37 protein-coding genes and 1 pseudogene are annotated in these 25,474 nt (G+C 65.9%); 25 read left to right on the forward strand and 13 right to left on the reverse strand.

The window, feature by feature from the left end; translation table 11 throughout:
* The first annotated feature begins 1 nt into the window (after position 1).
* The 9 genes from C6N75_RS09825 to C6N75_RS30585 all read left to right on the forward strand — a co-directional run bounded on the left by C6N75_RS09825 (position 2) and on the right by C6N75_RS30585 (position 5,475).
* On the forward strand, positions 2-208 hold the full coding sequence (locus tag C6N75_RS09825; RefSeq protein ID WP_146132521.1) for a hypothetical protein: 207 nt from the start codon (positions 2-4) through the stop codon (positions 206-208).
* Positions 205-714: a C40 family peptidase gene (locus tag C6N75_RS09830; RefSeq protein WP_105868488.1), complete on the forward strand. Its 510-nt coding sequence runs from the start codon at positions 205-207 to the stop codon at positions 712-714. Before C6N75_RS09825 ends, C6N75_RS09830 begins: the two co-directional genes overlap by 4 nt.
* Positions 711-1,184, forward strand: a complete 474-nt coding sequence (locus C6N75_RS09835; protein WP_105868489.1) for a hypothetical protein — start codon at positions 711-713, stop codon at positions 1,182-1,184. Before C6N75_RS09830 ends, C6N75_RS09835 begins: the two co-directional genes overlap by 4 nt.
* 2 nt (positions 1,185-1,186) lie before the next feature.
* Positions 1,187-2,407, forward strand: a complete 1,221-nt coding sequence (locus tag C6N75_RS09840; protein ID WP_105868490.1) for an AAA family ATPase — start codon at positions 1,187-1,189, stop codon at positions 2,405-2,407.
* A gap of 276 nt (positions 2,408-2,683) precedes the next feature.
* Positions 2,684-2,875, forward strand: a complete 192-nt coding sequence (locus C6N75_RS09845; RefSeq protein ID WP_105868491.1) for a hypothetical protein — start codon at positions 2,684-2,686, stop codon at positions 2,873-2,875.
* A 577-nt stretch (positions 2,876-3,452) separates the two neighbouring features.
* Positions 3,453-3,656: a hypothetical protein gene (locus tag C6N75_RS09850; RefSeq protein WP_105868492.1), complete on the forward strand. Its 204-nt coding sequence runs from the start codon at positions 3,453-3,455 to the stop codon at positions 3,654-3,656.
* A 240-nt stretch (positions 3,657-3,896) separates the two neighbouring features.
* Positions 3,897-4,583, forward strand: a complete 687-nt coding sequence (locus C6N75_RS09855) for a hypothetical protein (RefSeq protein WP_146132522.1) — start codon at positions 3,897-3,899, stop codon at positions 4,581-4,583.
* 32 nt (positions 4,584-4,615) lie between these two features.
* Positions 4,616-4,831, forward strand: coding sequence for a hypothetical protein (locus tag C6N75_RS09860; protein ID WP_146132523.1), 216 nt, complete (start codon positions 4,616-4,618; stop codon positions 4,829-4,831).
* Complete coding sequence (locus C6N75_RS30585; protein WP_181160418.1) at positions 4,828-5,475, forward strand: GIY-YIG nuclease family protein; 648 nt, start codon at positions 4,828-4,830, stop codon at positions 5,473-5,475. Before C6N75_RS09860 ends, C6N75_RS30585 begins: the two co-directional genes overlap by 4 nt.
* Before the next feature lie 80 nt (positions 5,476-5,555).
* Here the strand turns inward: C6N75_RS30585 and C6N75_RS30135 are convergent, their stop codons facing one another.
* Positions 5,556-5,768, reverse strand: coding sequence for a hypothetical protein (locus C6N75_RS30135; protein WP_146132524.1), 213 nt, complete (start codon positions 5,766-5,768; stop codon positions 5,556-5,558).
* The gene (locus C6N75_RS09870) at positions 5,765-5,950 is read right to left on the reverse strand and encodes a DUF7417 domain-containing protein (protein WP_105868495.1); all 186 of its coding nucleotides are present in this window, start codon (positions 5,948-5,950) and stop codon (positions 5,765-5,767) included. Before C6N75_RS09870 ends, C6N75_RS30135 begins: the two co-directional genes overlap by 4 nt.
* A 61-nt stretch (positions 5,951-6,011) precedes the next feature.
* On the opposite strand from C6N75_RS09870, the gene C6N75_RS09875 reads away from it, so the two are divergent.
* Entirely contained in the window at positions 6,012-6,266 is a 255-nt protein-coding gene (locus C6N75_RS09875) for a hypothetical protein (protein ID WP_105868496.1), read from the forward strand.
* Here the strand turns inward: C6N75_RS09875 and C6N75_RS30590 are convergent, their stop codons facing one another.
* From C6N75_RS30590 to C6N75_RS30140, 11 genes are all read right to left on the reverse strand, one after another.
* On the reverse strand, positions 6,267-6,434 hold the full coding sequence (locus C6N75_RS30590) for a hypothetical protein (RefSeq protein WP_181160419.1): 168 nt from the start codon (positions 6,432-6,434) through the stop codon (positions 6,267-6,269).
* A 56-nt stretch (positions 6,435-6,490) separates the two neighbouring features.
* Positions 6,491-7,453, reverse strand: coding sequence for a P-loop NTPase family protein (locus C6N75_RS09880; RefSeq protein WP_105868497.1), 963 nt, complete (start codon positions 7,451-7,453; stop codon positions 6,491-6,493).
* On the reverse strand, positions 7,441-7,677 hold the full coding sequence (locus C6N75_RS09885; protein ID WP_105868498.1) for a hypothetical protein: 237 nt from the start codon (positions 7,675-7,677) through the stop codon (positions 7,441-7,443). Before C6N75_RS09885 ends, C6N75_RS09880 begins: the two co-directional genes overlap by 13 nt.
* Entirely contained in the window at positions 7,674-7,922 is a 249-nt protein-coding gene (locus C6N75_RS09890) for a hypothetical protein (RefSeq protein ID WP_105868499.1), read from the reverse strand. Before C6N75_RS09890 ends, C6N75_RS09885 begins: the two co-directional genes overlap by 4 nt.
* Before the next feature lie 26 nt (positions 7,923-7,948).
* A complete protein-coding gene (locus tag C6N75_RS09895) occupies positions 7,949-8,188 on the reverse strand; it encodes a hypothetical protein (protein ID WP_105868500.1) in 240 nt (79 codons plus the stop codon).
* A 17-nt stretch (positions 8,189-8,205) separates the two neighbouring features.
* Positions 8,206-8,337 (reverse strand): hypothetical protein, encoded by a 132-nt coding sequence (locus C6N75_RS31480; protein WP_258177315.1) that lies wholly within the window; start codon positions 8,335-8,337, stop codon positions 8,206-8,208.
* A 94-nt stretch (positions 8,338-8,431) separates the two neighbouring features.
* Positions 8,432-8,608 (reverse strand): hypothetical protein, encoded by a 177-nt coding sequence (locus C6N75_RS30595; RefSeq protein ID WP_181160420.1) that lies wholly within the window; start codon positions 8,606-8,608, stop codon positions 8,432-8,434.
* Positions 8,608-9,216: a DUF7178 family protein gene (locus C6N75_RS31485; protein ID WP_258177316.1), complete on the reverse strand. Its 609-nt coding sequence runs from the start codon at positions 9,214-9,216 to the stop codon at positions 8,608-8,610. Before C6N75_RS31485 ends, C6N75_RS30595 begins: the two co-directional genes overlap by 1 nt.
* Positions 9,217-9,308: 92 nt before the next feature.
* The gene (locus tag C6N75_RS09910) at positions 9,309-9,527 is read right to left on the reverse strand and encodes a hypothetical protein (RefSeq protein WP_105868502.1); all 219 of its coding nucleotides are present in this window, start codon (positions 9,525-9,527) and stop codon (positions 9,309-9,311) included.
* Entirely contained in the window at positions 9,524-9,709 is a 186-nt protein-coding gene (locus tag C6N75_RS09915) for a hypothetical protein (RefSeq protein WP_105868503.1), read from the reverse strand. The genes C6N75_RS09910 and C6N75_RS09915 overlap by 4 nt, the downstream gene beginning before the upstream one ends.
* On the reverse strand, positions 9,706-10,071 hold the full coding sequence (locus C6N75_RS30140) for a hypothetical protein (protein WP_146132525.1): 366 nt from the start codon (positions 10,069-10,071) through the stop codon (positions 9,706-9,708). Before C6N75_RS30140 ends, C6N75_RS09915 begins: the two co-directional genes overlap by 4 nt.
* Before the next feature lie 2,137 nt (positions 10,072-12,208).
* Here C6N75_RS30140 and C6N75_RS09920 point away from each other — a divergent pair.
* The 15 genes and pseudogenes from C6N75_RS09920 to C6N75_RS09985 all read left to right on the forward strand — a co-directional run bounded on the left by C6N75_RS09920 (position 12,209) and on the right by C6N75_RS09985 (position 25,471).
* Entirely contained in the window at positions 12,209-12,481 is a 273-nt protein-coding gene (locus C6N75_RS09920) for a phage fiber-tail adaptor protein (RefSeq protein WP_105868504.1), read from the forward strand.
* Positions 12,482-12,493: 12 nt separating this feature from the next.
* Entirely contained in the window at positions 12,494-12,904 is a 411-nt protein-coding gene (locus C6N75_RS09925; RefSeq protein ID WP_105868505.1) for a hypothetical protein, read from the forward strand.
* Between the two features lie 89 nt (positions 12,905-12,993).
* Complete coding sequence (locus tag C6N75_RS09930) at positions 12,994-14,049, forward strand: hypothetical protein (RefSeq protein ID WP_105868506.1); 1,056 nt, start codon at positions 12,994-12,996, stop codon at positions 14,047-14,049.
* A gap of 10 nt (positions 14,050-14,059) precedes the next feature.
* The gene (locus C6N75_RS09935; RefSeq protein ID WP_105868507.1) at positions 14,060-15,082 is read left to right on the forward strand and encodes a hypothetical protein; all 1,023 of its coding nucleotides are present in this window, start codon (positions 14,060-14,062) and stop codon (positions 15,080-15,082) included.
* Positions 15,079-15,441 (forward strand): hypothetical protein, encoded by a 363-nt coding sequence (locus C6N75_RS09940; protein ID WP_105868508.1) that lies wholly within the window; start codon positions 15,079-15,081, stop codon positions 15,439-15,441. Before C6N75_RS09935 ends, C6N75_RS09940 begins: the two co-directional genes overlap by 4 nt.
* Positions 15,438-15,767 carry a hypothetical protein gene (locus tag C6N75_RS09945; RefSeq protein WP_105868509.1) on the forward strand — a complete coding sequence of 110 codons (330 nt, stop codon included), beginning with the start codon at positions 15,438-15,440 and terminating at the stop codon, positions 15,765-15,767. The genes C6N75_RS09940 and C6N75_RS09945 overlap by 4 nt, the downstream gene beginning before the upstream one ends.
* A gap of 13 nt (positions 15,768-15,780) precedes the next feature.
* Positions 15,781-16,779, forward strand: a complete 999-nt coding sequence (locus C6N75_RS09950) for a hypothetical protein (RefSeq protein ID WP_105868510.1) — start codon at positions 15,781-15,783, stop codon at positions 16,777-16,779.
* Positions 16,780-16,800: 21 nt separating this feature from the next.
* Entirely contained in the window at positions 16,801-18,423 is a 1,623-nt protein-coding gene (locus tag C6N75_RS09955; protein WP_105868511.1) for a right-handed parallel beta-helix repeat-containing protein, read from the forward strand.
* Between the two features lie 352 nt (positions 18,424-18,775).
* A complete protein-coding gene (locus tag C6N75_RS09960) occupies positions 18,776-20,200 on the forward strand; it encodes a terminase (RefSeq protein ID WP_219852866.1) in 1,425 nt (474 codons plus the stop codon).
* A 157-nt stretch (positions 20,201-20,357) separates the two neighbouring features.
* A complete protein-coding gene (locus tag C6N75_RS09965) occupies positions 20,358-21,803 on the forward strand; it encodes a phage portal protein (protein ID WP_105868513.1) in 1,446 nt (481 codons plus the stop codon).
* A 12-nt stretch (positions 21,804-21,815) separates the two neighbouring features.
* Entirely contained in the window at positions 21,816-22,208 is a 393-nt protein-coding gene (locus C6N75_RS09970) for a hypothetical protein (RefSeq protein ID WP_105868514.1), read from the forward strand.
* A 70-nt stretch (positions 22,209-22,278) separates the two neighbouring features.
* Positions 22,279-22,800, forward strand: a pseudogene (locus tag C6N75_RS32205) (HK97 family phage prohead protease); the annotation flags it as partial.
* 300 nt (positions 22,801-23,100) lie between these two features.
* Positions 23,101-24,528, forward strand: coding sequence for a phage major capsid protein (locus C6N75_RS31495; RefSeq protein WP_258177318.1), 1,428 nt, complete (start codon positions 23,101-23,103; stop codon positions 24,526-24,528).
* 73 nt (positions 24,529-24,601) lie between these two features.
* On the forward strand, positions 24,602-24,862 hold the full coding sequence (locus tag C6N75_RS09980; RefSeq protein ID WP_105868516.1) for a hypothetical protein: 261 nt from the start codon (positions 24,602-24,604) through the stop codon (positions 24,860-24,862).
* A 3-nt stretch (positions 24,863-24,865) separates the two neighbouring features.
* Complete coding sequence (locus tag C6N75_RS09985; RefSeq protein WP_105868517.1) at positions 24,866-25,471, forward strand: hypothetical protein; 606 nt, start codon at positions 24,866-24,868, stop codon at positions 25,469-25,471.
* Positions 25,472-25,474 lie beyond the last annotated feature (3 nt).

The raw sequence follows: 25,474 nt of genomic DNA on the forward strand, positions 1-25,474 counted from the left end.
CATGTTCACTTCCTGCGGGTACGCCTTCGCAGCGCTGGAGCTGCGGGGCAACTTCTGGACGCTGTGCAAGAAGTGCACCGACCGCTGGCTGGACGCTGCGGACGGGTGGCCGACCTACGAGCCGGACGGTCTGCACTTCCTCCGTCCGGACTGGGTCACGTTCGTACGTCAACCACATGACGTACAAGATCGGCGGGTGACCGTATGACGTCGCCCGAACCAGCTGCCGGACTGATCTTCCTCGCCCGCATCGAAGGCGTCACCGGCCGCCTCGTCTGGCTGCTCCAGGCCATCAACGGCGACCCGAGCCGCTGGACACACGTCGGGGTCGCCCTCGGGGACGGCCGGGTCTTCGAGGCGCAGCCCGGCGGCGCGGTCATCAGCCCGTGGTCCCGCTACGCCGGCCGCGAGGTCGCGGTGCTCCGGTGGGAGCTCACCCCGGAGAAGACGGCAGAGATCACCGCGGAGGCCCGGCGGCGCGTCGGCACCCCCTACAACTGGACCACCTACTTCTACATGGCCGCCTACCGGCTGTGCCTGCCGCTCACCACCCGCTGGCTTCGGCGCAGGGTGTCGCGCTCCAGCCGGATGATCTGCTCCCAGGCGGCGGACGACATCTACCGCGTCTGCGGCATCCACCTCTTCAACGACGGGCGGCTGCCGCATGACGTGACGCCCGGAGACATCGCCCGGCTCATCAGGAGGGCGCGGTGAAGCGGGTGGCCGCGTTCGCGGTCCTGGTCGTGCTCGGGCTGGCCTTCGCCGGAGCCGTCAGCGCGGCGGTCTACTTCGACACGGGTTGGCTCGGGGTGGCGGTCGTCGCCGGAGGAATCGGTATCGGCTGCGCGATCGTCCGGGTAGCCCCTTGGGCGCTTGGTGCACTGGAGGAGGAGCCAGAACGACTGCCGTCGATCTACGTCGTCGGCTGGAGCTGGCGCAACCTCCACCAGTACGTCGACCTCGTCCGGGAGCGCGAACCGGGGCGCCTGTCCGCGTGGCAGGTGCATCTGGCGACCGACGTGAAGCAGCTCCGAGGGGTCGCCCACGGACCTGAAGTGATCATGCTCGGGCCGGCCGACATGTGGGAGCCCCGCACCCGAGCGGAAGTTCAGGCGTACCTGCGAGCAAGGGGGGCGCACATCACCTACGACTCTACGGACAGGCTCACGGGCATTGAGAGGTAAGCGTGCAGTTCAGCCAGCCCGGGTGGACCGCCGAAAGTGGGCTGCCGTACCCCGGGGCCGAAACCGCGGCCGAGGCCATCGAACGAGACGCCGAGCAGCAGCAGCTCGCCGCGCAAGCGAAGGTCGAGAAGGCCAAACACCTCGCTCGAGAGAAAGGGCGGCAGGAAGCCGAGAAGGAAGCCGAAGCTCTCCGGCAGGTGCGCTCGGTGCGGGCCAGCCAGGTCACCATCCAGCGCACCCGCTGGCTCTGGCGCGACCGCATCGCCCTCGGCGGACTCGCGCTCATCGCAGGCAAGGGCGACGTCTCCAAGTCGACCCTCCTCGCCCAGATGGTCGCGTGGATCACGACCGGGGACATGCGCGGCGAGTTCGATGGCGTGCCGCGCGCCGTCGGCTACGTCGTCAACGAGGACTCCCTGTCGCAGACCGTCGTCCCCCGCATGGTGGCCGCCGGCGCCAACCTGGACCTCGTGCACTTCCTCAGCGTCGCCTCCCCACTGGGCACCGACGCCCTGAAGTTCCCCCGGGACATCGACCTGCTGAAGGACTTCATCTACCAGCAAGGACTGGTGGCGATCTTCATCGACCCGCTGTCGGCCAACGTCACCGGCCGGAAAAACGACCAGGGGGACATGCGGGACACCTACCAGACGGTGAACAACCTGGCCGAGGAGACGTGCTGCGCCATCATCGGCCTCGCCCACACCCGCAAGGCCGGGGCCTCCGACGTCATGGAAGCGATCATGGGCAGCTCGGAGCAGGGCAACGTCGCCCGCTCCGTCCACGGCCTCGTCATGGACCCCGAAGAAGACAACGCCCGCATCCTGTCCTGCGAGAAGCTGAACGTCGGACAGAAGAACCTGCTGCCGTCGCTCCGCTTCACGCTGGACACCGTCATGGTGCGCTGCACCGACGGCACCAACGACCACACCCCCATGCCGAAGATCCGCTGGCTTGACGAGATCAGCGAGTCCGCCTCGGACATCCTGGCCGACCAGGTCGCCGGCAACCACGGCGTGGACGAGTGCGTGGAGTGGCTGCGGAAGTTCATGCGGGACAGCGGCGGCGAGGCGTACTCGCACGACGTGAAAGATGCCGCCGGCCGCAAGTTCTCACCCTCCATGATCGCTCGGGCGAGGAAGAAGCTCGGGGTGGTGGCCACCCGGACCAACGAGACGCCGTCCAGGACAGTCTGGCGAAGCGCAGAAAATTCGGTCACTTAGCGTAGTTTTCCACAGCCTCAGGGGGCCTTCCTTTATTGGGAGTGAGAGGGGTGGAAGGAGTGACATAAGTGCAGGTCAGACAGTTGTGTCAATCGAGTCATCGGAGGCCCTGTCGTGTCACTCGTGTCACGCACTCTCCGACACTGACACAACTGGCTGACCTGCATATATATCAGATATGTCAAAAGACTGCCTATATATAGGACCCCCTCATTTCAACTCATTTCACGCGCCCTTGTGGATCACCACTGGGCGTAACCGAAGGGGAAGATCGAATTGACCGACCTGGACGAACAGCAGCAGCTCGAAGAAGCCCGCGCCAGCCTCCAGCAGCTCCGGGAGGAGGAGGCCGTAGCCGTCCGCGCCATGGAGGAAGCCCGCGACCACCTGGCCGAGGTGCAGGCCCGCCGGCGCGAGGCGTGGGAGCGGGTCAAGGGCCTGGAACTGGAGCAGGCCCACAACGCATGATCGACACCAAGCTGGTGCTCGGACAGTGCAACCGATGCCAGGCGTACGTCTTCCAAGCCCAGAGCGCCGGACTACGCACCCTGGCCGACCCCGCCCCCTGCACCCGGCAGCAGTACGTCAACGCCCTCCTCGCCGGCCGGCGCGTCTTCGACCTCCTGGAGGCCGCTGGACGCCCCCAGAAGCTCCTCACACGCACACCCGGGTCCACGGGGCCGTCCTGGGCGCCAGACGGCTCTCAGGCGGCCGACAGTGGCCGCCGGCGAGTGCTTGTCGAACACGCCTGCACCGGCGCCCACAGCCAGGCAGTCGAGGTGATGCCCGCGGGCCCTCGCAAAGCCCCTGCGACGCCTGGCGTCAGCAGGGGTGGCAACCACCGCTCCGATGCCCACGACGCAACGTCGACTTCCGCGGCGAAGGCACGCTCTTCGGAGACAAGTTCCCCAAAAGCTGCCGGGACTGCGACCCGCCCCCGTTCTGACCCCGTATGCGACGCATGCGGCGAAGTAATCAGCTCCGGGCAGACCTTCACGGGCGTGCACTACCGCCAATGGATATGGGCCGTACACGAAAGGTGCCTGTGAGCGCAGAACACATCAACGCGACGATCAAAGTGTTCGCCACGCCCCTCGGCGTTCAGCTCCGGGCGGTAACCCACGTAGACGAATCCGGAAAAGCCCACTGGATCTCGCTGACGCTTCCACTCCCCTGGAGCTACGAATGCGCGCAGCGAATCACCATGGCTTCCATGCAATGCGAGGAGGGGAAGTTTGATCTGCCGTGACTGCGCTTGGGAAGCGGACGGCGGCGACGGTACCGGCGAATGCGAGGAATGCGGCCGGGTCCTCAGCCTCTACCGCAACGGGACGCTGCGAAGACACCACCAGGCTCCCGGAAGTTGGCTTTCATGCCAAGGATCGAAAGAGCTGCCTCGTTATCGGGGCCACGGCACATGTAAAGGCTGCGACTGCCAGCACCGGGCGGTGGGCAGCATATGAATCTTGGAGAGTGCTTCTTGAACCAGGTGCGCGAGATCGAACGGCTCCAGGAGGAGATCGACGGACTCGTTGACCAGCTCATACGCGGGTGGACCGAACGAATCCACTACCGGGTCGCCGTACCCACCGACTGCGCTCACATCAACTGCAAGTGCGTGGCAGCCACCGAGGCCCGCGCCCAAACCATCACGCACGCCGGCCTACTCGACCAACTCAAGCTCTTCCAGCAGCAAGGGGACCCCGGGCCGAGAGACGGCGCGGAACGCGGTGCGCCCAACAAGCCGGGCAGCCGGCCGCCGGGCAACATGAAGGGCTTCCACCTCCTGGACGAGATATCCGTCGAGATCATGAGCTTCGGGCAGGAATGTGCGGAGCGCGCCGGCTACGGGCCGGACGTTGCGCTCGTTTCTGTCGCGGGCAACCTCGGCAACATACGTCGACTGTCAACCTCGGCGTACGACAGAGATGAACTACTCGCCTACGACATCAGGAACCGGCTCCGGGGATGGGTCCGCCGATGCCGGCTGGCACTCGCACATGACCAGCCCGACGAGATGCTGGCCGACACCGTGTGCGGCGAATGCGGGGGCGGTCTCGCCGTCGGCCGTGGAGCAGAAACCGACGTGCGATGCGTCGGGACGCCGGAGCAACCGCCCTGCGGTGTCCGTTACGGGCGGCAGGACTGGGTTGCCCTACTGGAGGCGCAGCAATGAAGCAGGGGCCGACGGAAAAGCCCTACATACGGGTGGAACGACTCGGCGGTGAGCAGAAGTGGCTGGCGCTTCAGCTCGGGGACGAGTACACCAAGCTGGCCGAGTTCCTTGGCGAAGAACAGGTGCGCGCCTTCTGGGAGTGGCACCGCGACCGGATGCAGTGCATCGCGGAGGAACTTCAGCAGCTTCCGGGGGTTGCCGGCGACGTGGAGACCCGGGCCGCCATCGAGCGGGTGCTGCTGGGGTGAGCGACGAGTTCAGTAGTTACGTTCTCGATCTTGCGATCCGTTTGGGCAACGGGGAGCAAGTCACCGAGGAAGAAAAGAGCTTCGCTTACTCGGAGGCAAGACGGCGTGCTTACCGGGTGGATCTGACCAAAAGGAAGCCGAAGCCCACAATGCGGCTCGGGGTTGGGGTGATCTACTACCTTCGGTTCTGCTGCCGGATCAAGATCGGGTACTCGGCCGATCTGGAGAGTCGCCTTCAGGCGGTGCCCTGCGACGAGCTTCTGGCCACCGAGCCCTCCCGGCCCGGCCTGGAGGGAATGCGGCACCGCGAGTTCGCTGACGCGCGCATACCCGGCACCGAATGGTTTCGGGAAACTCCTGCGCTCGTTGCCCACATCAGAGCGCTCCGGGCAGGTATAGCTGGACGGCCTCAGCGGGAACGCCTGATCGACACGGCGGCAGCCATGCTCTACACCGGGAGGGACCGGCACACCCTCTACCGCTGGGCGAAGGAGGGCAGGATCACCAAGACCTTCGATCGCGGTCGTGCCAGGTGGGACGTGCTGGAGTTGCCGGCGGCGGTTCCTGGCTGCCCGCCCCCGCCACCTCCACCGATTCGTGATGTCCGAATTGTTGACAAAAGGGGTGCTAAGGGCACACCATGACGCGAGGGCGGTAGCCTGCCCAAAAATGCAAAAAGCGGCCCCGCACCTCCGAGGAGGCACGGGGCCGCTTTCGCATGTGATCAGCTCGGGGCAACGCCAATCGTCTGGTTGAGGGAGACTTCCCGGGCCTTCGCGGTTCGGTAGTCCGAGAACCGCCTGAGACGCCCGTCGGCCATCTCGTACACCTCCACTTGGACGCCGTCCTCGTACCGAGCCAGCCAGTAGTTCATTCGACCCCCGGCACCACTGTGAGCTGACCATCCGGTGTGCCTGTACTTCCATTCGATGCTCATGCTGCCTCCTCGCAGTACCCGGCATCTATCAGCCCTCGGGCCGTCCGGCCGTAGCTGCCTTGCAGCCGCCAGGCCATGCCGGAGTCGATGAGCCGCTGGAACATGTCGATCACTTCACCGGGGCCGAGACGACCGTCTTCGAACGCCATCAACTCGTCGGCGGTAACTGGGTATTCGGACATGATTGTGCTCCGGGTGGTGTTTCGCTGATGGGGTCGGCTCGGGCATGCCACGATGGCCTGCATGACAGAGGCAGAGATCGGGCCCGCGCGCCGGGCCTTCATGGACAGCCTGGTGCAGCAGCGCGGATGGTCCAAGGCGTACGTCGAGCTGATCAACAGGCGGATGGAGCTCGAATCGGAAGCCTCCCAGGATCGGGTGGAGGGCTTCCGGGAGGCCGCCGCCATCATCCTGGCCACCGAGAAGGGGATCAGCCGCGAAGAGGCGCGGCATCGGGCCGATCAGGACTGGCAGGACTTCACGGCGGCCTGCATCTGATCACCCCTTCCGCTTGTGGACCATGACCGGCGTCCACTCGGGCGGCCGGACGGGCTTCTTCTTCAACACCGCAATCTGGGCGGCGGTCCACGCTTCGACCTCCGTCTCCGCCTCCACCGTCACCCGCTGGTGCACGTGGCCGTGCAGGTACACATCCCAGGTAGCCATCGGATCTTCCCTTCGGGAGCGGCCCCCTGCCGACGCAGGGGGCCGTCATCGTTCAATCACAGTGAGCCACGGGAGGCGACCAGCGCCCGCCGGCCAGCTCGGGCACGACGATGCGCTCGAACCGTCGCCGGCAGCCGACGCTCCGGGCGGTGTCCACCACGGGCCAGCTCGGCGGCCTCCTCCTCGGTGAGGTAGAGGAACTGGGTCTGCCGGGCCTTGCCCGCGCGGCACACCATGCCCCGGCCCTTCTGCTCCGGGGAGGGCTGAGGGAGACCACAGTCGTAGGCCAGCATCGTCCACGCCTGCTTGGTGTACCGGGCCAGGATGCGCGTGGAGAAGTTCTCCCGGATGTCGCCACCACCGAGAGCGGCGGTGCTCGCGAACTGGGCGACGGCCACGATGTGAACCTTCGCCGCCCGGCCCATGAACATGATGTCCCGGAAGGCGTCCATGGCGGTGTACGAGCCACGGGGCAGCTTCCGGTCGAGGGCCTGGAGCTGCGTCATGGTGGCGTTGAGCTCTTCGAACAGCACCACCAGGCGCGGACCGACCGGGGCCTCCTCAATCGGTCCGGGGAAAGCCTCCACCACCTCGTTGCGGCGGTGGACCTCCATGCCGAGCGAGATCAGCGCGTTGCCGATCTCCGGGAGGGTCGCGGCGTAGTGCGCGTTCGGCAGGCCCTTCGCCCACCGGTGGCTGTGCCGCTTCACGTCGAGGAACACAGCGCGCGAGCCCCGGGCGAGCATCTGCGCGGCAACGCTCCGCAGGATGACCGACTTACCGCCACCGCTCCCGGCGTTCACCAGCACGTGCGGGGAGTCCTCATCGAGGCAGACCGACACCGGCTCACCCTCGCCGTTCACCCCCAGCAGCGGGGCGGACTCGCCGGCCGACGCGATCAGGTCGCGGGCCGACTCGTAGTCCAGCAGCTCGGGGAAGTTCAGCGACGACACAGGGGTGGCCAGCCCGGAGTACAGGCCCTGGCTGAAGTCGATGTTCATGGTGTTCACCAGTCCCACCAACCCCGAACCTCTTCGGGGTCGAGTTCGTATTCCTTGCGGATGGCTTCGTCCAGCGAGATGCCGGGCTGCTTCAGAGTCGCCGCCGCGACGTTGACCATCAGGTTGATCAGGTCGCTGTCGCGGTCACTGAGATCAAGTCCGTCGCGGATGCCGTCGGCGGCATCGTTCAGCGCGGAGACCACGTCGTCGTACGAGTGCTGGGTGGACTGCTCAAGGTTCATGACTCGGCTTCCTCGCTGCTCGGGGCGATCAGTCGCGCGTCGGTGATCCACTCGGCGCGGACGTCTTCGATGAATTCGCGGGTTTCGGGGAAGTAGATCGAGTATTTCGAGCCCCGCCCGATGACGTGACCCGTCATCTCGATGTTGCAGCCGAGTTCCGGGTTGGGGAGAGCGGCCGTCACCACAAGGTGGAGGCGGTCCATTTTCGCGCGCTCCCACATAGCGCCGAGCGTTTCGTGTTCCATGGCCCTGCTCCGGGTGGTGTTGTGCGTTAGATGCGCTCGAACAGCACGTCGTCCTCAGCGTGCTTGTCCAGCACCTTGCGGGCGGCCACGTATGGGTCGCTCGGGACGGGAACCTTCGGCCAGCCTGCGCGGGCTTCTGCGACCCACTGGGCGACGCTGCGGCCCTCCAGCGGGTGCGGCGGTACCGCGTAGCTTCCGTACCGGCCACCCGTGCGCACTGCCGGGTGGAACTTGCTGTGGATCTTCTTGTACTCGGTGATGTTCACGGCGTTGCTCCGGGTGGTTAGTCGTCGTCAACGAGTTCGCGCAGAAGATCGACCATTTCAGCCGCGACGTCATGCTCCTCGTCGTTGCTGTCGGCGTTCTCCCACCGCTCGATGAGTTCGTTGACGTACTGCCGGTTGTAGTCGCCCATAGCGTTGCTCCGGGTAGTGGTGGGCACGAAAGTGCCCCCGGTGGCCTATGACGGCCGTACCGCTAAACGGTCCGGAGGCTGAGGGTCTACAGCGTCAGTCCCAACTGTCGGGGTCAGCGCCGAGGGTTAGCGCCGTAGTGGTGACTCCGTCTTCATGCCCGACGAACATCACGTCGGGGTGCTGTTGCAGCAGGGTGTCGCACGGGTCGCCGCTGGTTCCGTCAATCGCTACCACCACCGTGAGGGTTACGTACTCACTCATGATGATCATCACCTGTTCTTGGGTCGGGTGGCGGTTCCGGCGATACCTTCGGTGCGGACTACCCACGTAACGGCCTGGACCGTGGACGGGAGTTCGCCCAGCCGCATAGCGGCCTCACGGTAGGCGTGCGCCACGACCGCATAGCGGGTCTTGGCCGACAGTCCACGGTCACGGCTGCCGTACGTCTCGCCTACGGCGATATCGTGCGCGTGCCGGTCGATGCAGACCGCTTCGGCGTCTTCCGGGTCGAGAATGCACCGGTAGAAGTTGCCGGTCTTGGCAGTCATCGGCAGCACTACCGCCGGGTCGGCACCGGCCATGATCTTCGCGGCCTTCGCCAGCGTCTCACCCGTGTGCCCGCTGGGCGCGCCGCTCTCGAAAGCTCGGGACGCCAGTCGGGAGTTCTCAGCCCATGATTTCTGGGCGGACAGTGCGGCGATCACGCCAGCACCGGCCATGACGTTGCCCTCGCTGATCATGTCTGCGAGTTGGTGAGCGGTGAGGTACCACGCGCGGCCCCGGGCGAGTTGATCCGGGGAGGCTTTCGCATACTCGTCCATGATGTTGATCACGAACTGTTCCCGCTCTTCGGGCGTGAGAGTCTTCATGTTGATCATCGTACTCACCTAACGGTGATTGGGCGGGAACTTGCGAGTGCTCCGGGCGGCCTATGACGGCCGTACCGCTAAACGGTCCCGGAGCTTGTGTTTCAGTTGTCTGCCTCGTAAGCGTGACCGGCCAGCACGACGACGCCGTACAGGTGATCAGCTTCTTCGGGGCCGTACGCGTCGATTGCTGCTTGTTCGGCCAATTCCAGCGCTTGCGCTACGGACCGGGCCGTTACGTGGAAGATCACGGGCTCCGCAGAAGCGGCATCGTCGTCCCAGTCTCGAACTACGGTGTAGGGCTTACCGTCCATGCCGATCACAGCCTGTCGTCTTGCAGCTCGATGAGAAACGCTTCCGCTTGCGCCGACAGTCGGCGCGCCTTGCGCGACACCTTGACGGCATCCGCAATCAGTTCATCCAGGGCCGAATCCTGAACCTCGTACGACTCGCGGCGGGCCCGTTCAGTGGTGCGCTGCTTCTGTGCGTAAACCCGGACGCTCATATGTGCTCACACTCTCCCGTGTCGATGTTGAACACTGCGATTTCGTTGCGCTCAACAGCCATGGCGTGAGCGTCGCGCGGACTCAGAACGTGGTCTGCGATGTCGAGATAGGCGCGGCCGTTCTCAACCCACACCCCGAAATACCGGGCCGTAGGGTGAGCGGAGACGAAACCGGCAACATCATCAGGCGTGACGCGGGAAGCGCTCTTAACGAGCGTCCACGAACGGCCACCAACCCAATAGCCATGGGTCGGGAGCGTTCCGCCGGTAGCATCGACGGTTTCGCCGTCAACGCCGTTACGGATAGCCGCACAGAGCTTGGCTGTAACGGCGGTAGCGCTGGTGACCGTGATGGTGTTCATGGTTCGCGCCGTTCTTTCAGTGGGATGGATTGCCAGTCATGCGAGCCGCTGATTCACCCATGACCGATCACCCGAGCTAATCGGTATGTGATCATGGGTCGCGTCGCTACCGTCATGACTGGCAAGCGGGATGGGAAATGGCCTGTACTTCTGTGCACTAGCGAGTGGGTTCGGACTGGTTAGCCACTTTCAACTACTGGACGTCTCCTTTAGGCGTGGACCGTTTACCGTCGGGCGTTCACATCCCGATTAGGCCGCTCGGTTTCGTTTCCGCTACAGGCCGCTTTCCCATAGTCCCCAGTGCCCGACTCGAACGGGCCGCGTTCCTAGCAGGGTTGGCCGATTGATCAGCCAACCCCTCACTTACTGGGGGTGTTTGGGTCTAACGGGTCTTCCGTCGCTCACCCGCGCCGTGGTCTAGCCTTTTCAGGGGCCTTAGCCGCTGCGTGTCCCACATTCTGGTATGGGTGCCTTATCTGTTGATCATCAGGAGGAGAATCCTCATCTTGTGCGGTGACGCGCCCTGTAGATTCGGGGTCCTTCCGCTTTCCTGATGTACTTCTATTGTGCGCCCACGCTACGCCAAATACAAGGGTTTTGGGAAAAAAGGTACCCCAAATTCCCCACGACTTTGGGTTGTTGGCCCTACCTATTCTGTAACTACCCATGCCCTGTTAAATGGTGGCCTTCTGATCTTTGGCTATACGCCTCTACTTCACATGGTCACCCTGTTGAGATACGCCACGATCTACACCCCAACCACACCTAGATCACTGGCCTATTGCATGTAGATCAGTAGCAACCCACCATCACAGTGCACCACTCGACCCACCACACATACCTAGTGCACCAACACCTAGCCACCACACCCATACCTACCTGCCACCTACCGCCACCTACACCCCATGCCCTATGCGTACCTCGTGTGCACCATGACCCTGCATCACGTGCACACCTAAGCCATACGCACACACCCATTACAAGCACATGCACCAATGCCTATGTGCACACACCCAACACATGGCACACGTGCCTAGTAGTACGTGCACACCCATACACCCATGTGCCACGTGCCCACGCCCTATGCCCTATCCCCTCTACCCCCTGTACCCCTATCCCCACGTGCACGTGCACCCATGCACACCACTCATGCACACACATCATGCATTGATTCATTCATTCTCAATTGATCAACTCAAACAACTTCAATTCAACTTGCTGTTGAACATTGCTTTGCTTGACAAGCTGACTGGCAAGCCACTGCATCACTGTCACGCAACACCGAGCATCACGCCCGCACCACTGACCACCTGCCGCATCCCACACGCCTACGCACGACGGCACGCCCGTCATCGGTCCCCGCACCCCCACGCCTAGGCCACACGGCATACCACGTGCACCGATCACCCATAGGCATGGCAACTGCACATGTGCAACAGGTGATCACCCATTCAAGGTAGCAACGCATCCCAACGCGCATGCACTCACATTGACCTATAAGGAATCCCTTAGTCGCTCGATAAGGAATCCCTTACCGTCAACGTTGCAAGCCAATGGCCACACCCATTGCATTCATTCGCGCGTTCGCATCGAACTGTCCCGCGCACCACATGAAACGCATATCGGCGCTGCATGAGAATGCGCCGACACTTATAGCTTTCGATGCGTCGATGACAAACACTCAGGTGATCTAAGTGGTAGTCGACGCACACTCAGAAGAATTCAGCTCACCATGCTTGACACATGGGTGAGGGAGGGGGGCCGGTTGCCGACGGGCCCGCGCGGCCCGGTCGACCCCGCCCCTGTCGACCGTTTCTCTCCCCGATGGAAAAATCTGCGGCGATTCGGCCCCAAGGGCTGCATTTTCGCAGGTCAGGGGCGCTTTAACCGTCGATCGGCAGGCGTTGGGAACCGCCGGCCGAAGTTCAGCGGCCTGGGTGGAGTTCCTGAGGGCCGGCCTCGCCCACCGCGGCCTGGTCGTGGGTGGCCGACGGCTTCGGTTGCCAGCCGCCGGCACCTCAATCCGCCGAAACCGGCACCCGCCAAGCGTGCATATCTATCCATTTACCTCCTGGCTGGGCTCAATTTCCAGGATGGTCTGTAATTGCTTTTTTGAACCGGATTCAGGGGTGTATTTATGGCGACGAACCACATTAAGGACCCGGACGCCACCCTGGACTGGATTTTCGACTGGTCGCAGTGGCTCAGTCCGCTGGAGAACATCACCAGCTCGGTGATGACGGTTTCCCCGGGGATCACGCTTGAGTCGTCGGGTTTCTCGGCGTCGACTGCGACGGCTTGGGTGTCGGGCGGCTCGGAGGGTCGGGTCTACCAGGTGTCCAACAAGATCACAACGAACCAGGGCCGGATTGACGAGCGGTCCATCACGATCCGCGTCACGAACCGATAAGGAGCAGAAGACATGGCTCTTCGTATTGCCACAGCGCTGCGGAACGCGATGGCGAACCAGGTGACCGCCCAGGCCGACGGCGGTTCCGGCGCAGCCACGCTGAAGATCTACACCGGTAGCCAGCCGGCCACGGCCAACGATTCGATCGGTGGCTCGACGCTCTTGGCTACCTTCACGCTCAGCGACCCGGCCTTCGGTGCAGCCGCCTCCGGCGTTGTAACCCTCGCCGGCACCCCGAAGACGGTCGCGGCCTCCGCCACCGGCACCGCGGGCTGGTTCCGCATTCAGGACAGCGCTAGCGCCAATGTCGTGGACGGAGCTGTGGGCACCTCCGGTGCCGAGCTGAACCTGAACACCACGGCTCTGAACAACGGCGTCAACGTCACCATCACGTCCGGCACCATCACGATGCCGGCCGGTTGAGGGGAGGTGGCGCAGATGTACCTCTCCCTCCTCGCGGTTGTTCTCATCGTCGTTCTGCTCTTCATCCTTCTCTGAGGGGGCGGTGAGCCGTGGCGATCACCCAGGTTGGCTCGGCCACCACCGCGACAAGCGCAGGTGCGACCAGCATCAGCGTGGCGAAGCCCACGGGCGTCGCATCCGGGGACGTGCTGATCGCGCACTTCAGTCACAACGACCAGACCGCCACCCTCACCGGCTGGACGCTGGTCAACAGCACCAAGTCACCTGGCGTCGCCTTCCGCGACGGCCTGTTCTACAAGGTGGCCGGCGGTTCTGAGCCTGCGTCCTACACGTTCAGCGTCCCGGCCAATACGGGCCCGCTGGTCGGCTCCATCACCGCGTGGCGGGGTGTTGATACCAGCGCTCCGATCAACGATGAGGCGGTCACGGGTGTAGACGACCCCACGGAGCCTCCGACCACGCCTTCCGCCACCACCAGCTTCGCGGTGACGCGAGTCTTCTATTTCCGCGCAGCGCGCCGGCCCAGCAGCACCAGCAACGCGGACATCCCCACGTTCTCCGAGTCCGTGACAGGTGTCAGCGAAGAGCTAGACGTTGGCGTGTTCTCGGGTGGTACCACCTGTTACGCCCACGCGCTGTACTCGAAAGATGCTGACGAGACCGCATCCGGCACAAAGGCCGGCATAGCGATCAGCAACTCCCAGACGAACAACGTGCAGGGCAACGTGCTCCGTACGTTCGCGCTGAAGGCTGACGTACCCGAGTCGTCTGGCTCGGTCGCAGGCACCCTCCCTGCGGTGACCGCGGCCATCACCGCCACGGCCTCCCATGACGGCCCGCTGAGCGGCGCGCTGCCTGCTCCCACCGCAGCCTTCGCCGGCGAGCACTTCGCCCCGGCGGACGGCCCGGTCGCGGCCACGCTGCCGGCGCTGTCCGGTGCCTTCGCGGGCGGTGTCGAGGGCCTGGCGACGATGGCCGGGACCCTGCCGGCCGTGACCGCCTCCCTGGCCGCTGAGATCGTGTTCGGCCCCCTGGCGGGCACCCTGCCGGCGGTGACGGCCGCCCTGGTGGTCGAGACCCGCCCGTTCGGACCGAACGTCCTGGCCGTCGAGCCGGAGGACCGCCGCGTGGTCATGACCGAGTGAGGAGGGTCGCATGGCGATCTCCTACGTGAGCCGCGCCGGCTGGTACGAGACGGTCAACGACAGCAGCTACCAGCTCACGAAGCCGGCGAACGTGCAGTCCGGGGACCTGCTGATCGCCGCGCTTGTGTTCTACTCCGGCGACTTCGGCTCCGCGCAGACGGTCAACACGCCGAGCGGCTGGACGAAGGTCCGCGACATCACCATGTCGAGCAGCTACGACTACCCGTCGCAGATGACGATCTTCAAGAGGACGGCCGGGTCCAGCGAGCCGACGAGCTGGTCCGGGACCCTCGGCGGCTCGGAGATCCCGAAGGCGTCCGTGGTGGTTGCCTACCGCGGCGTCGAGACGGCCGCCAACCAGTTCGTCGCGGAGGCCGGCGCTGCATCGGCCGCCGAAGCGACCTCGCTGAACACCGCCACGGTCAACAACAACGACTCCGACGCCTGGCGTGTGGTCATCGGCAACTACGTTTCGGCCAGCGACAGTTACGCCCTGACGTGCACCGAGGTCACCGAGCGCGGCAACCTGCACTTCGATGACGAGACCGGCGGCTACTACACGCTGTGGTTGGCGAACTTCGACTCGAACGGTGCCGTCGCCACGGGCAACCACTCCCGCAGCATCGGCCGGCAGTTCGCTTGGGCGTCCGCCACCGCCTGGATCGCGCTGCTGAAGCCCTCCGACCCGATCCCGCCCTCCAGCGGCTCGTTCGCCGCGGAGCTGCCCGACCTCCTGGGCACGATCACCGCGAACGCGAACCACCCCGCGACCCTGAGCGGTACCCTGCCGGCCCCGACGGCGGCCTTCGCCGGCTACCCCCACGAGCCGGCCACCGGGTCCCTGGCGGCCGGCCTGCCGGGTCTCACGGCCGCCCTGGCGGGTATCGCCCCCGCCCTCGGCGCCCTGGAGGCGACGCTGCCCGGCCTGACCGCCGACGTCCGGGCCGACACCCGCCCCCACGGGCCTCGGGTGCACTCCGTGGAGCCCGAGCGCCGCATCGAGTACATGACGCGCATCAGGGAGAGCCGATGACTGCCGCCCAGCACAACCTGGTCATCGAGCAGCACGCCACCTTTCGCCGCGAGATCCGTTGGAACGACGCGGCCGGCAACCCGATCAACCTCACTGGATACCGCATCCGCATGCAGGCCCGGCAGGAGCACTCATCCTCAACCGTTCTGCTGGACTTCGACACGGCAGCTCTCGGCCCCGGCATGACCATCGGCCCGCTCAACAGCACCGGCGTCATCTCCATCGCCCTCTCGCCCACGGCGACGGCCGCTCTGAGCTTCCAGAACGCCCGCTACGACCTGATCGCCATCGCCCCGGGCGGTGAGACGCACCGGCTGATCGAAGGCCGCATGTCCGTAGTGCCGGCGGTGACGCGATGAGCGACTTCAAGCTCGTCGTCCAGCAGGAGGACACCGAGCTCTGGGTCGACTACCCGGTCAACGCCCTCACCCTCTCGCAGGGCGGCCAGCAGGGACCCCCGGGACCGCCCGGAGTTCCCGGCGCTCCTGGCGGCTTCGTCTACGAGCACACGCAGTCCGTGGCCGCAGCCACGTGGGTGATCAACCACAACATCGGCCGTCGGGTCCACGTGTCCGTCTTCGACTCCTCCGGCCGCCAGGTCGAGACCGACGTCGAGCACGGCACCACCAACCAGACGAGCGTCATCTTCGCCACGCCGACGACCGGATCGGCCGTTATCTCTTAGGAGTTGGAAGCACATGGCCATGCAGGTCGGCAACGGGCTGGATCTCCAGAACCAGCGCATACAGAACCTCGCGGACCCCTCGGCGGCGACCGACGCCGTCACCAAGCAGTACGCGGACGCGCTGTCGAGGAACCTGGCCTGGAAGATGGCGGTCCGCGTCGCCACCACCACCAGCGGCACCCTGAGCAGCGCCTTCGCCAACGGCCAGACGGTCGACGGCGTCACCCTGGCCACCGGCGACCGCATCCTGATTAAGGACCAGTCCTCCGGGGCCGAGAACGGCATCTACACCGTCAACGCCTCCGGCGCCCCCACCCGCGCCGTGGACGCCGACTCGGCCGACGAGCTGAAGGGCGCCACCGTCACCGTGCTGGAAGGCACGGTCAACGCCGACCGCGTCTTCCGGCTGATCACCGACAACGTCACCCTGAACACCACCGCACTGTCCTGGACGCAGCTCGGCGGCGCGGGGCAGACCTACTCGGCCGGCGACGGTCTCAGCGAGTCCCCCGCCGGCACCTTCAACGTCGCCACCGGCACCGGCCTGGAGATCAACTCCGACGCCGTCCGGATCGCCGCGGGAGCGGCCGGAGCCGGTCTCACCGGCGGCGGCGGCTCCGCCCTGGCGGTCGGCGCCGGCAGCGGTATCACCGTCAACGCCGACGATGTCGCCCTGGCCTCCAGCACCGCCGGAGCCGGCCTCACCTTCACCACCGGCGTCCTGGCCGTCGGTGCCGGCAGCGGCATCAGCGTCACGGCCGACGCGGTCGCCGTGGACGCCACCGTCGTCCGCCAGTACGCGACGAGCATCGGGGACGGCTCCGCCACCTCGTACGTCGTCACCCACGGCCTCGGTACCCGCGACGTGCAGGTCACCGTGCGGGAGACCGCCAGCCCCTACGCCGAGATCATGACCGACAACGAGGCGACCTCCACCACCACGGTCACCATCCGCTTCGCGTCGGCGCCCACGAGCAACCAGTACCGCGTCATCGTGCAGGGCGCAGCGTAAGCAGGGAGGGCATAACCCGCGATGCCGAAACTGCTCAGCCCGCGCACCTTCGCCAGGGCCTTCGACGTCCGCGCCTTCGGGGCGAAGGGCGACAACAGCACCAACGACCAGGCCGCGATCCAGGCAGCCCTGGACGCCGCGGCGACGGCCGCCACCACCGAGGGCGGCGCCCTGGTCGTCATCCCGCCCGGCAAGTACAAGATCAGCTCCGGTCTTCTGGTGAAGTCGGATGTGACGATCCAGGCGTACGGCGCCTACATCTTCGCCGGGGCCGGCAACTTCGAGATGCTGCGCAACTACGAGGGCGGCGAGTCCGGATACACCGGCAAGAGCCGCATCACGGTCCTCGGCGGCACCTGGGACGGCAAGGGCCAGTCCTGGGCCATAGACAACAGCGCGAACATCATGGCCTTCATCAACTGCAAGGCCATCACGGTCCGGGACGTCACGATCCGGAATGTGGCCTCGTACCACGCCATCGAGGTCCAGGCCGTGGACGGCGCCGTGATCGACGGCTGCCGGTTCGAGGGCTTCAAGGACAACACCACCGGCACGATGCGGGTCTTCTCCGAGGCGATCCAGATCGACGTCAGCGGGTCCTCCACGGCCTGCAAGAACGTCAGCGTCACGAACTGCTACCAGGGCCCGGCCGAGGACGGCTCCGGGCTGGGGGTGTTCGGCCGCCTGGTCGGCAGCCACACCGACGCCGCCGGCCTGTTCCATACCGGCATTCGGATCATCGGGAACACGTCGAACGGGTCCCTGGACAACTCAGTGCAGGCGTACTCCTGGACTGACTCGGTCATCGCCAACAACACGCTCCTGAGCCCCGGCAGTGTCGGTGATGGAAGCTGCATCGAGGTGACCGGCAACGCGGCCAACGTCGTGCAGCGCATCGTGATCGACGGAAACACCTGCAAGGATTTCAAGATCGCCGCGGTGTACCTGAACGGTGCTTCCGGCCGAGAGATCCGGGACTGCACGGTCTCCAACAACGTGATCACGGCGACCGCGAACACCAACCCGGCCATTTCGCTGAGCTTCGCCAACTACTGCACGGTGATCGGCAACTCCCTCGGGCCGACGAATAACCGCGGCATCACGATCAGCGGCTCCCACTTCAACAACATCAACGGCAACACCATCCGGTCCACCGGAGCCGACGGCATCTTTCTGAGCGGCAGCGCGCAGTGCCTCGTCGCCAACAACCGCATCAGCGACACCGGATGGCACGGCATGCTGATCGGCGCAACCTCTCAGAACAACTTCATTCAGGGCAACTACTTCCGGAAGTGCGGCAGCGCCACACACAACACGTACTCCGGCATCCAGATCAGCAACCTTGCGAACAATGACAACTGCATCATGGGCAACCGAATCCAGCGCGGCGAAACCGGCACCGGTCATAACGCCATGAGAGCAGCCATCGAGATCCTGGGCACGACGCCCGTAGACATCTCCATCATCTTCAACAGTATCGAAGGCTGGGCGGAATACTCCAACACGGCGGCAAGTTCGACCGTCACGACGCCGCAGACGACTTTCAACAGTCGAGCGATCGTGACCGGCGGCGAAGCGTTCCTTCAGAACCTTGTCACCGATATCACCCCGTCGGCCGCCACCGCCAACCAGCATCGCGCGTAAGGGGGCGAGATGGCCAAGAAGACCAGCCTGGAGGAAGAGATCGCCTCCGGCGATCGCAGGCGCCAACTCACCGCCCTCCGGGACTACGTCGCGCACGAGCTCGAAGCCAACCGGTGCCGCTCCTGCCAGATGTCCCAGCTCCGCACCGGCGACACGGCCTCCCTGGTGCTCCGTCTACAGAAGATCTGCGAAGAGCTCGCAGCTCTTCCGGCTGAAGGTGGGGAGGTGAGCCGCCTTGCAGTCATACGAGGAGGCGTCACCTCTCGGACACCAGATGCCAAGACTGCAACACCTGCCCCCTTCGGTCGGAAGTCTGGGACGCGAAGTAGCTGAGCTTTCGGCCCTGGCGGGCTTGAATCTCGACCCGTGGCAGGTCTGGACGATGGAGCAGGCGTGCGCCGTCAAAGAGCAGACCTTCTATAACGAATTCACTGACGAGTGGCAGCGCATGTGGGCCGCCTTCGAGGTCGGCCTAGTCGTTAGTCGGCAGAACGGAAAAGGTTCGATTCTTGAGGCCCGTGAACTGGCGGGCCTCTACCTTTTCGGTGAACGTCTCATCATCCACTCGGCCCACCAATTCGACACCTCCAAAGAGGCGTTCGCCCGCATCCTGATGCTGATCGAGCAGACGCCCGACCTGGAAGCCGAAGTGAAGCGTGTATCCCGCTCCCACGGCGAGGAAGGCATCGAGCTCAAGAGCGGCCAGCGCCTCCGCTTCCGCACCCGGACCAAGGGCGGCGGCCGTGGCTTCACCGGTGACTGCCTGATCCTGGACGAGGCCATGTACCTGGACTCCAGCCAGGTCGGCGCCCTGATGCCGACGCTGTCCGCCAGGCCCAACCCGCAGCTCTGGTACACCGGCTCGGCCGGCGACAAGGAGTCCACCCAGCTCGGCCGCGTCCGCTCCCGCGCGCTGAAGCACAACGACCACCGCCTCTTCTACGCCGAGTGGTCCATCGACGCCTGCACCGACTTCTGCCTGTCCACCTGCACCGACCACGACGACCCGACCGCGGTCTCCTCCTTCGCCAGGGCCAACCCCGGCCTCGGAATCCGCATCAGCGTCGAACACGTCCAGTCCGAGCAGCGCTCCATGGACCCCGACACCTTCGCCCAGGAGCGCCTAGGCGTCGGTGACTGGCCCGTGGACGGCGACCAGTGGGCCGTCATCGGTGAGGACTCTTGGAAGGCCCGCACGGACGAGGCCAGCTTCATCCTGGACGGCAAGGACGACTTGCTGCTCCTGGCCGTCGACACCAGCCCGAACCGGGCCTTCTCCTCCATCGGGGCCTGCGGCAAGAACCCCGACGACCTCCTGCACGTCGAGATCACTGGCTACGAGCAGTACGACCACCGCCCCGGCACTCAGTGGGTCGTCCCCCGCCTGAAGGAGCTGTGGGCCTCCCTCCGGCCGGCGGCCGTCGTCATCGACAAGGTCGGCCAGGCCGGCGCCTTCATCGGGGAGCTCGAAGAAGCCGGCATCAAGGTGCTCTCTCCGACCACCTACGAGTACGCCCAGGCGTGCGGCGAGTTCTACTCCGGCATCGTCCCCCGCAAGGGCGAGACACCGCGCATCGTCCACATCGGCCAGACGCCGCTCACCAATGCGGTAGCCGGCGCCGACAAGCGCGACCTCGCCGATAAATGGGCCTGGGACAAGAAAAACTCCTCATCAGACATATCTCCGCTCGTCAGCGTCACTCTCGCGGCGTGGGGATACCGCAAGCTGCTCCACGAGCGTCCTGCGGCAGCCGCCCCATGGGTAGTTCGGAGGTAACGCGCTTTGACCAGGGCGGAAGCGCTCATCGCGCTCGTCATCGCATTTCTCCTCATGACCGCCGGAGTCATCTGGCTCTTCGGGCCATACGGGCTCGTCGGCAGCGGTCTCGCACTCGGCGGCATCGTCAGCGCCATAAACATCAGGGGTGAGCGAGATGGCTAAGATATGGTCCTCGCTTTTCCGGGGCGCCCCCGAAGCAGAGCAGCGGTTGACGATAGACGACTGGATGGAGAACGTCCTCCACTACCAGAACAACGCCTACGCCATCGGCGGCGGCCCGCCGGTCAACGGCACCTCCGAGGGGGTGCCCAGCGACTTCCTCGGCTACGTCCAGTCCGCCTACAAGAGCTCCGGCATCGTCTTCGCCTGCATGCTCGCGCGGATGCTGGTCTTCTCCGAGGCGCGCTTCCAGTTCCAGCAGATGCGCCAGGGCCGGCCGGCCGACCTCTTCGGCACCAAGGATCTCGCAGTCCTGGAGAAGCCGTGGCCGTCCGGTCAGACCGGCGACCTCCTGGCGCGGGCGATCCAGCACGCCGACCTGGCCGGCAACCACTACGCCGTCCGCAGCGGCAGCCGCATCCGCTGGCTCCGCCCCGACTGGACCGAGATCATCCTGACCAAGCCGCCCGAGGAGGCCGTCGAGTGCGACGTCGCCGGCTACCTCTACAAGCCTGGCGGTACGCAGGACAGGGACCGGTGGAAGCTCTACCCGGTGGACGGCTCTCAGGGCCGTATCGCCCACTGGGCGCCGATCCCGGACCCCGAGGCCATGTACCGCGGCATGTCGCCCCTCACCCCGATCATCCGTGAGATCGCCAGCGACAAGGCCGCCACCCGCCACAAGGGCAAGTTCTTCGAGAACGCGGCGACTCCGGCGATAGCGGTGTCCTTCAAGGAGACCGTCACCCAGGAGCAGTTCAACGAGTTCATGGCGGCCATGGACGCCTCACACGCCGGAGTCGAGAACGCGTACTCCACGCTCTACCTCGGCGGTGGGGCGGACGTGAAGCCGCTGACCTACGACCTGCGCCAGCTGGATTTCCGCAACACGCAGGGCGCCGGCGAGACCCGCATCGCCGCGGCCTTGCGCGTCCACCCGGTGGTCGTCGGCCTCTCTGAGGGCATGCAGGGCTCCTCCCTGAACGCCGGCAACTTCAAAGCGGCCAAGGACGGCTTCGCGGACGGCTGCATGCGCCCGCTGTGGCGGTCCCTGTGCGCGGCTTACGAGAACCTGGTCCGCGTCCCCGAGGACGCCCGGCTCTGGTACGACGACCGCGATATCGGCTTCCTCAAGGACGACGTCGCGCAGCTCGCTGAGATCCAGACCATGGAAGCGACGACGATCACGAAGTTGATCCAGGACGGCTACACGCCCGAGTCGATCATCGAGGCCGTCCGAAAGCAGGACTGGACGCTCCTCAAGCACACCGGCCTGTACTCCGTGCAGCTCCAGCCCCCACTGCCGAACGGCCCGGAGGGCGAAGGGCAAGTCGGCGGGCCCCGCCCGTACCGGCCCCAGTCGCAGCAGCCGAAGCCGGCCGCTCCGGCAGCGAAGAAGACCACCGCGCCCGCACCCAAGAAGCCTCCGGCGAAACCGTAAGGGAACAGGATCATGCGCTTTTTCAACAACGTGCTGCGGCGCGGCCAGCAGGTGACGCTGAAGGCCGGCGGCGCGCAGACGTCCAGCACCACCGGCGAGGCCGTGAACACCGGCGAGGGCGCGGTCGCTGTGGTCGACGTAGTCGTGACCGCCGCTTCCGGCACCACGCCGACGATGACGGTCGTCGTGGAGGGCTCGAACGACGGCACGGCCTGGGTCGAGCTGGGCACCATCGGCGCCGGCGGCTACCGAGCGGGCAGCTCCGGCTCTGCGCCGGCCAACTTCACCGCGGCGGCCACCAGCTCCGGCGCTTTCCCGGCACCCGAGTTCATCCGGACCCGCAGCGTCATCGGCGGTACGACCCCCTCCTTCACGTACTCCGTGAGCGCCGTCATCGGCGGCTGACCGACCACCCACTTCTGGGCCCTGCTCCTTCGGGAGCGGGGCCCTTTTGCATGCCCGCAAGGGAGTTGAAATGACCGACCCACCCGACCGGCTCTGCTTGCGGGCCGTGGACTTCACGCCTGTTGGCGAGTCCGAACGCTCCGGCGAAACAGGCGACGGCCGAACGCTCGAAGGCTACGCAGCGGTTTTCAACACGGACACCGAAATCAACTCGTGGGAAGGACAGTTCAGCGAGCGAATCGCTCCTGGCGCCTTCAAGAAGACCATCCGCGAGCGCACGCCGGTGCTCCAGTTCGACCACGGCCACGACGTACGCACGGGCTCTGTCCCCATCGGCAAGATCGAAACGCTTGCCGAGGACGGAGAGGGCCTGTTCGTCTCCGCCCGACTCTTCGACAACCCGGTGGTCGAGCCCATCCGGCAGGCGATCGAAGCCGGCGCCATCAGCGGCATGAGCTTCCGCTTCAAGGTAGTCCGCGACGAGTGGACCGACGGCGACGGAAAGCGTATCCGCGACCGCGGCGAGCTCCTGGAGCTGCTGTACGAAGCGGGCGACCGCGGCCCCCTCCAGCGAACCATCAAGGAAGTCAAGCTCTTCGAAGCCGGCCCGGTCGTATTCCCGGCCTATCCCGAGACTTCCGTCGGCGTCCGCTCCCTTTCCGAGGGCGAACGCGAGCAGTACGTGCAGACCCTCCTTGAGGCAGCGCCCGAGGACGAGGAACGCACCACCGAACCTCCCGCAGAAGAAGCCCCGGTGGTCCCGGAAGTGGAGACCGAGGAAACGCGGGTCGACCCCGTTAGCGCCGCTCCCCAGAGCACCCCGACGGGACACGCAGAAACACCTCCCACGCCGCAAAAGGCGGCCCCCGAAACACGAAAGGCAAGTGTCCCCATGGAGACCATGACCGTCGAGGAGCGCGCGTCGCGCCAGGGCGAGATCCGCTCTCGACTCACCGAGATCGACACCGAGTACAGCGGCGCCGAGCTGCCCTCCGACATCGCCCGCGAGTGGGACGACCTCAACGAGGAGATGAACACCCACCAGCGCGCCATCGAGGCGGCCAACGCCCGCGCCGAGCGCCTGCGCGAGCTGGCCGACGACAAGGCCCACCGCGAGCCCGGCGTCGACCAGGGCCGCCGCTCCCCCGCCTTCCACCGCCGCGCCGAGAACATCTACGACCTCAGCGCGATCCGCCACGAGGCCCGCAACGTGGACGAGATGGCCGGCCTCTACCGCGACAACGCCATGCGCGCCATCGAGCAGGGACGGTACGCCGGTGTCAACAAGGAGGCGGCCCAGGAGCGGATCTCCCACCTCCTGGACACCGTGGACGACAAGCACGGCACCCTCGCCAAGCGCGTCCTCCAGACCGGCTCCCCGCTCTACGAGCGCGCCTTCGGCAAGCTGGCCTCGTCCCTCTCCCCGGACGGCCTCACCACCGAAGAGCGTGCCGCGCTGGCGGTCGGCACCGGCCCGACCGGCGGCTACGCGGTTCCGTTCGCTCTGGACCCGACGCTGATCCTCACCAGCTCCGGCCGCATCAACCCGCTCCGGCGCTACGCCCGAGTCGAGTCGATCACCACGAAGGCGTGGCAGGGCGTGACCACGGCCGGCATCACCGTCTCCCGCTCCGCGGAGGCAGCTGAGGTCGCGTCGAACGAGCCGACCCTGGACCAGCCCGAGGTCACCCCGACCCGAGTGACGGGCTTCATCCCGTTCTCGATCGAGATCGACCAGGACTGGAACCAGATGCGCTCGGAGATGGCGCGGCTGCTCCAGGACGCCAAGGACGAGGAGGAGTCCGTCTCCTTCGTCACCGGCTCCGGCACCGGCACCAACCCCCAGGGCATCGTCACCGGCGCCACCACGCTGGTGGAGTCCGCCACCACGAACACCTTCGTGGCTGGCGACGTCTACAAGCTGGAGGAGGCCCTGCCCCCGCGCTGGCGCGAGGGCGCGCACTTCCTCGGCAACAAGATGATCTACAACAAGATCCGCCAGTTCGCCGCCACCGACGGCCACGCCCTGTGGACCCGGATCGGCGCCGGCCAGCCGGCCGAGCTGCTGGGCTACCCGGCGCACGAGGTCTCGGCCATGTCCGCCGACACCACCTCGGAGACCGTGCCCTACCTCGTCTTCGGTGACCTCAAGCAGTTCCTGATCCTGGACCGCGTCGGCATGAGCGTCGAGCTCGTCCCGCACCTGCTCGGCCCGAACCGCCGGCCCACCGGCCAGCGCGGCCTGCTCGCCATCTGGCGCAACACCTCCCGGGTGCTCGTCCCGGGTGCCTTCCGCGCCCTGGTCAGCGACACGCCGTAACCGGTAACCGGGAGGAGTGCAGAAACGATCCTGCACTCCTCCCGGGCACCGCCCCAGCAAGAGGAGCAACATCATGAGCGAAGGCAAGATCTACATCGCTCGGGAGACCTTCGCCATCGGCGCACGTCGCATGATCCAGAAGGGCACCACGGTCCGCGAGGGCCACGAGCTACTGAAGACGCACGGCGGCCTCTTCGACGTCCTCAAGATCGACTACGAGTACGAGGCGCCGAAGCAGGAGGTCCCGGCCCCCAGGCCCGAGCCCGCCCGCAAAACCGCCGCCCCGAAGCCGGTCGCGAAGGACACCCCAAAGGCCCTGCCCTCCAAGGAGTAAGGCATGGCCATAGGCGACCCGTACGTCACGCTGACCGAATTCAAGGAATACGCGAACATCAAGCCCGGCACGATCGGACTGGACCTCACCGCGGAGATGGCTATCGAAGCCGCGAGCAGCGAGGTCGAGCGGATCTGCAACCGGCAGTTCAACAAGGCGACTTCGGCCACCGCCCGGGTCTACCGGCCGGACCGGTCAGGCGTGGTCCACGTCGACGATTTCTACACCACCGACGGGCTGCTGGTGGAGGTCGCCACGGGGCCGACTACCTGGCAGGTCGTCCCCCTGGCCGACTACGAGGTAGGGCCCGCGAACGGCATTGTGGACGGGCAGCCCGGCTGGCCCTTCTACCGGCTCACCGGCCGCGCCCTGCTGCGCTACAGCCTCCGCCTGGCTTCCGTCCGCGTGACGGCCAAGTGGGGCTGGTCGGAGGTCCCCGGTCCCGTGAAGCAGGCGTGCCTGATCATCGCCTCTGAGGCGTTCAACATGAAGGACGCCCCCTTCGGGGTCGCCGGCATGGACATGTGGGGCCCGGTCCGTATCCGAGACAACCGCGTCGCGGCCAGCAAGCTCGCTCGCTACGCCCGACACAAGCTGCTGGTGGGCTGATTG

The sequence above is a fragment of the Streptomyces solincola genome (genome assembly GCF_002982015.1).
Taxonomy (GTDB): domain Bacteria; phylum Actinomycetota; class Actinomycetes; order Streptomycetales; family Streptomycetaceae; genus Streptomyces; species Streptomyces solincola.

What these genes read in the sequence shown, in the direction of transcription:
- C6N75_RS09825 (WP_146132521.1), top strand. Translation starts at nt 2, where the DNA reads ATGTTCACTTCCTGCGGGTACGCCTTCGCAGCGCTGGAGCTGCGGGGC.
- C6N75_RS09830 (WP_105868488.1), top strand. Translation starts at nt 205, where the DNA reads ATGACGTCGCCCGAACCAGCTGCCGGACTGATCTTCCTCGCCCGCATC.
- C6N75_RS30135 (WP_146132524.1), bottom strand. Translation starts at nt 5,768, where the DNA reads ATGAGCATCGAATGGAAGTACAGGCACACCGGATGGTCAGCTCACAGT.
- C6N75_RS09870 (WP_105868495.1), bottom strand. Translation starts at nt 5,950, where the DNA reads ATGTCCGAATACCCAGTTACCGCCGACGAGTTGATGGCGTTCGAAGAC.
- C6N75_RS09875 (WP_105868496.1), top strand. Translation starts at nt 6,012, where the DNA reads ATGACAGAGGCAGAGATCGGGCCCGCGCGCCGGGCCTTCATGGACAGC.
- C6N75_RS30590 (WP_181160419.1), bottom strand. Translation starts at nt 6,434, where the DNA reads ATGGCTACCTGGGATGTGTACCTGCACGGCCACGTGCACCAGCGGGTG.
- C6N75_RS09885 (WP_105868498.1), bottom strand. Translation starts at nt 7,677, where the DNA reads ATGAACCTTGAGCAGTCCACCCAGCACTCGTACGACGACGTGGTCTCC.
- C6N75_RS09890 (WP_105868499.1), bottom strand. Translation starts at nt 7,922, where the DNA reads ATGGAACACGAAACGCTCGGCGCTATGTGGGAGCGCGCGAAAATGGAC.
- C6N75_RS31480 (WP_258177315.1), bottom strand. Translation starts at nt 8,337, where the DNA reads ATGGGCGACTACAACCGGCAGTACGTCAACGAACTCATCGAGCGGTGG.
- C6N75_RS30595 (WP_181160420.1), bottom strand. Translation starts at nt 8,608, where the DNA reads ATGATCATCATGAGTGAGTACGTAACCCTCACGGTGGTGGTAGCGATT.
- C6N75_RS31485 (WP_258177316.1), bottom strand. Translation starts at nt 9,216, where the DNA reads ATGATCAACATGAAGACTCTCACGCCCGAAGAGCGGGAACAGTTCGTG.
- C6N75_RS09915 (WP_105868503.1), bottom strand. Translation starts at nt 9,709, where the DNA reads ATGAGCGTCCGGGTTTACGCACAGAAGCAGCGCACCACTGAACGGGCC.
- C6N75_RS30140 (WP_146132525.1), bottom strand. Translation starts at nt 10,071, where the DNA reads ATGAACACCATCACGGTCACCAGCGCTACCGCCGTTACAGCCAAGCTC.
- C6N75_RS09920 (WP_105868504.1), top strand. Translation starts at nt 12,209, where the DNA reads ATGGCGACGAACCACATTAAGGACCCGGACGCCACCCTGGACTGGATT.
- C6N75_RS09925 (WP_105868505.1), top strand. Translation starts at nt 12,494, where the DNA reads ATGGCTCTTCGTATTGCCACAGCGCTGCGGAACGCGATGGCGAACCAG.
- C6N75_RS09935 (WP_105868507.1), top strand. Translation starts at nt 14,060, where the DNA reads ATGGCGATCTCCTACGTGAGCCGCGCCGGCTGGTACGAGACGGTCAAC.
- C6N75_RS09940 (WP_105868508.1), top strand. Translation starts at nt 15,079, where the DNA reads ATGACTGCCGCCCAGCACAACCTGGTCATCGAGCAGCACGCCACCTTT.
- C6N75_RS09945 (WP_105868509.1), top strand. Translation starts at nt 15,438, where the DNA reads ATGAGCGACTTCAAGCTCGTCGTCCAGCAGGAGGACACCGAGCTCTGG.
- C6N75_RS09950 (WP_105868510.1), top strand. Translation starts at nt 15,781, where the DNA reads ATGGCCATGCAGGTCGGCAACGGGCTGGATCTCCAGAACCAGCGCATA.
- C6N75_RS09955 (WP_105868511.1), top strand. Translation starts at nt 16,801, where the DNA reads ATGCCGAAACTGCTCAGCCCGCGCACCTTCGCCAGGGCCTTCGACGTC.
- C6N75_RS09965 (WP_105868513.1), top strand. Translation starts at nt 20,358, where the DNA reads ATGGCTAAGATATGGTCCTCGCTTTTCCGGGGCGCCCCCGAAGCAGAG.
- C6N75_RS09970 (WP_105868514.1), top strand. Translation starts at nt 21,816, where the DNA reads ATGCGCTTTTTCAACAACGTGCTGCGGCGCGGCCAGCAGGTGACGCTG.
- C6N75_RS31495 (WP_258177318.1), top strand. Translation starts at nt 23,101, where the DNA reads ATGGAGACCATGACCGTCGAGGAGCGCGCGTCGCGCCAGGGCGAGATC.
- C6N75_RS09980 (WP_105868516.1), top strand. Translation starts at nt 24,602, where the DNA reads ATGAGCGAAGGCAAGATCTACATCGCTCGGGAGACCTTCGCCATCGGC.
- C6N75_RS09985 (WP_105868517.1), top strand. Translation starts at nt 24,866, where the DNA reads ATGGCCATAGGCGACCCGTACGTCACGCTGACCGAATTCAAGGAATAC.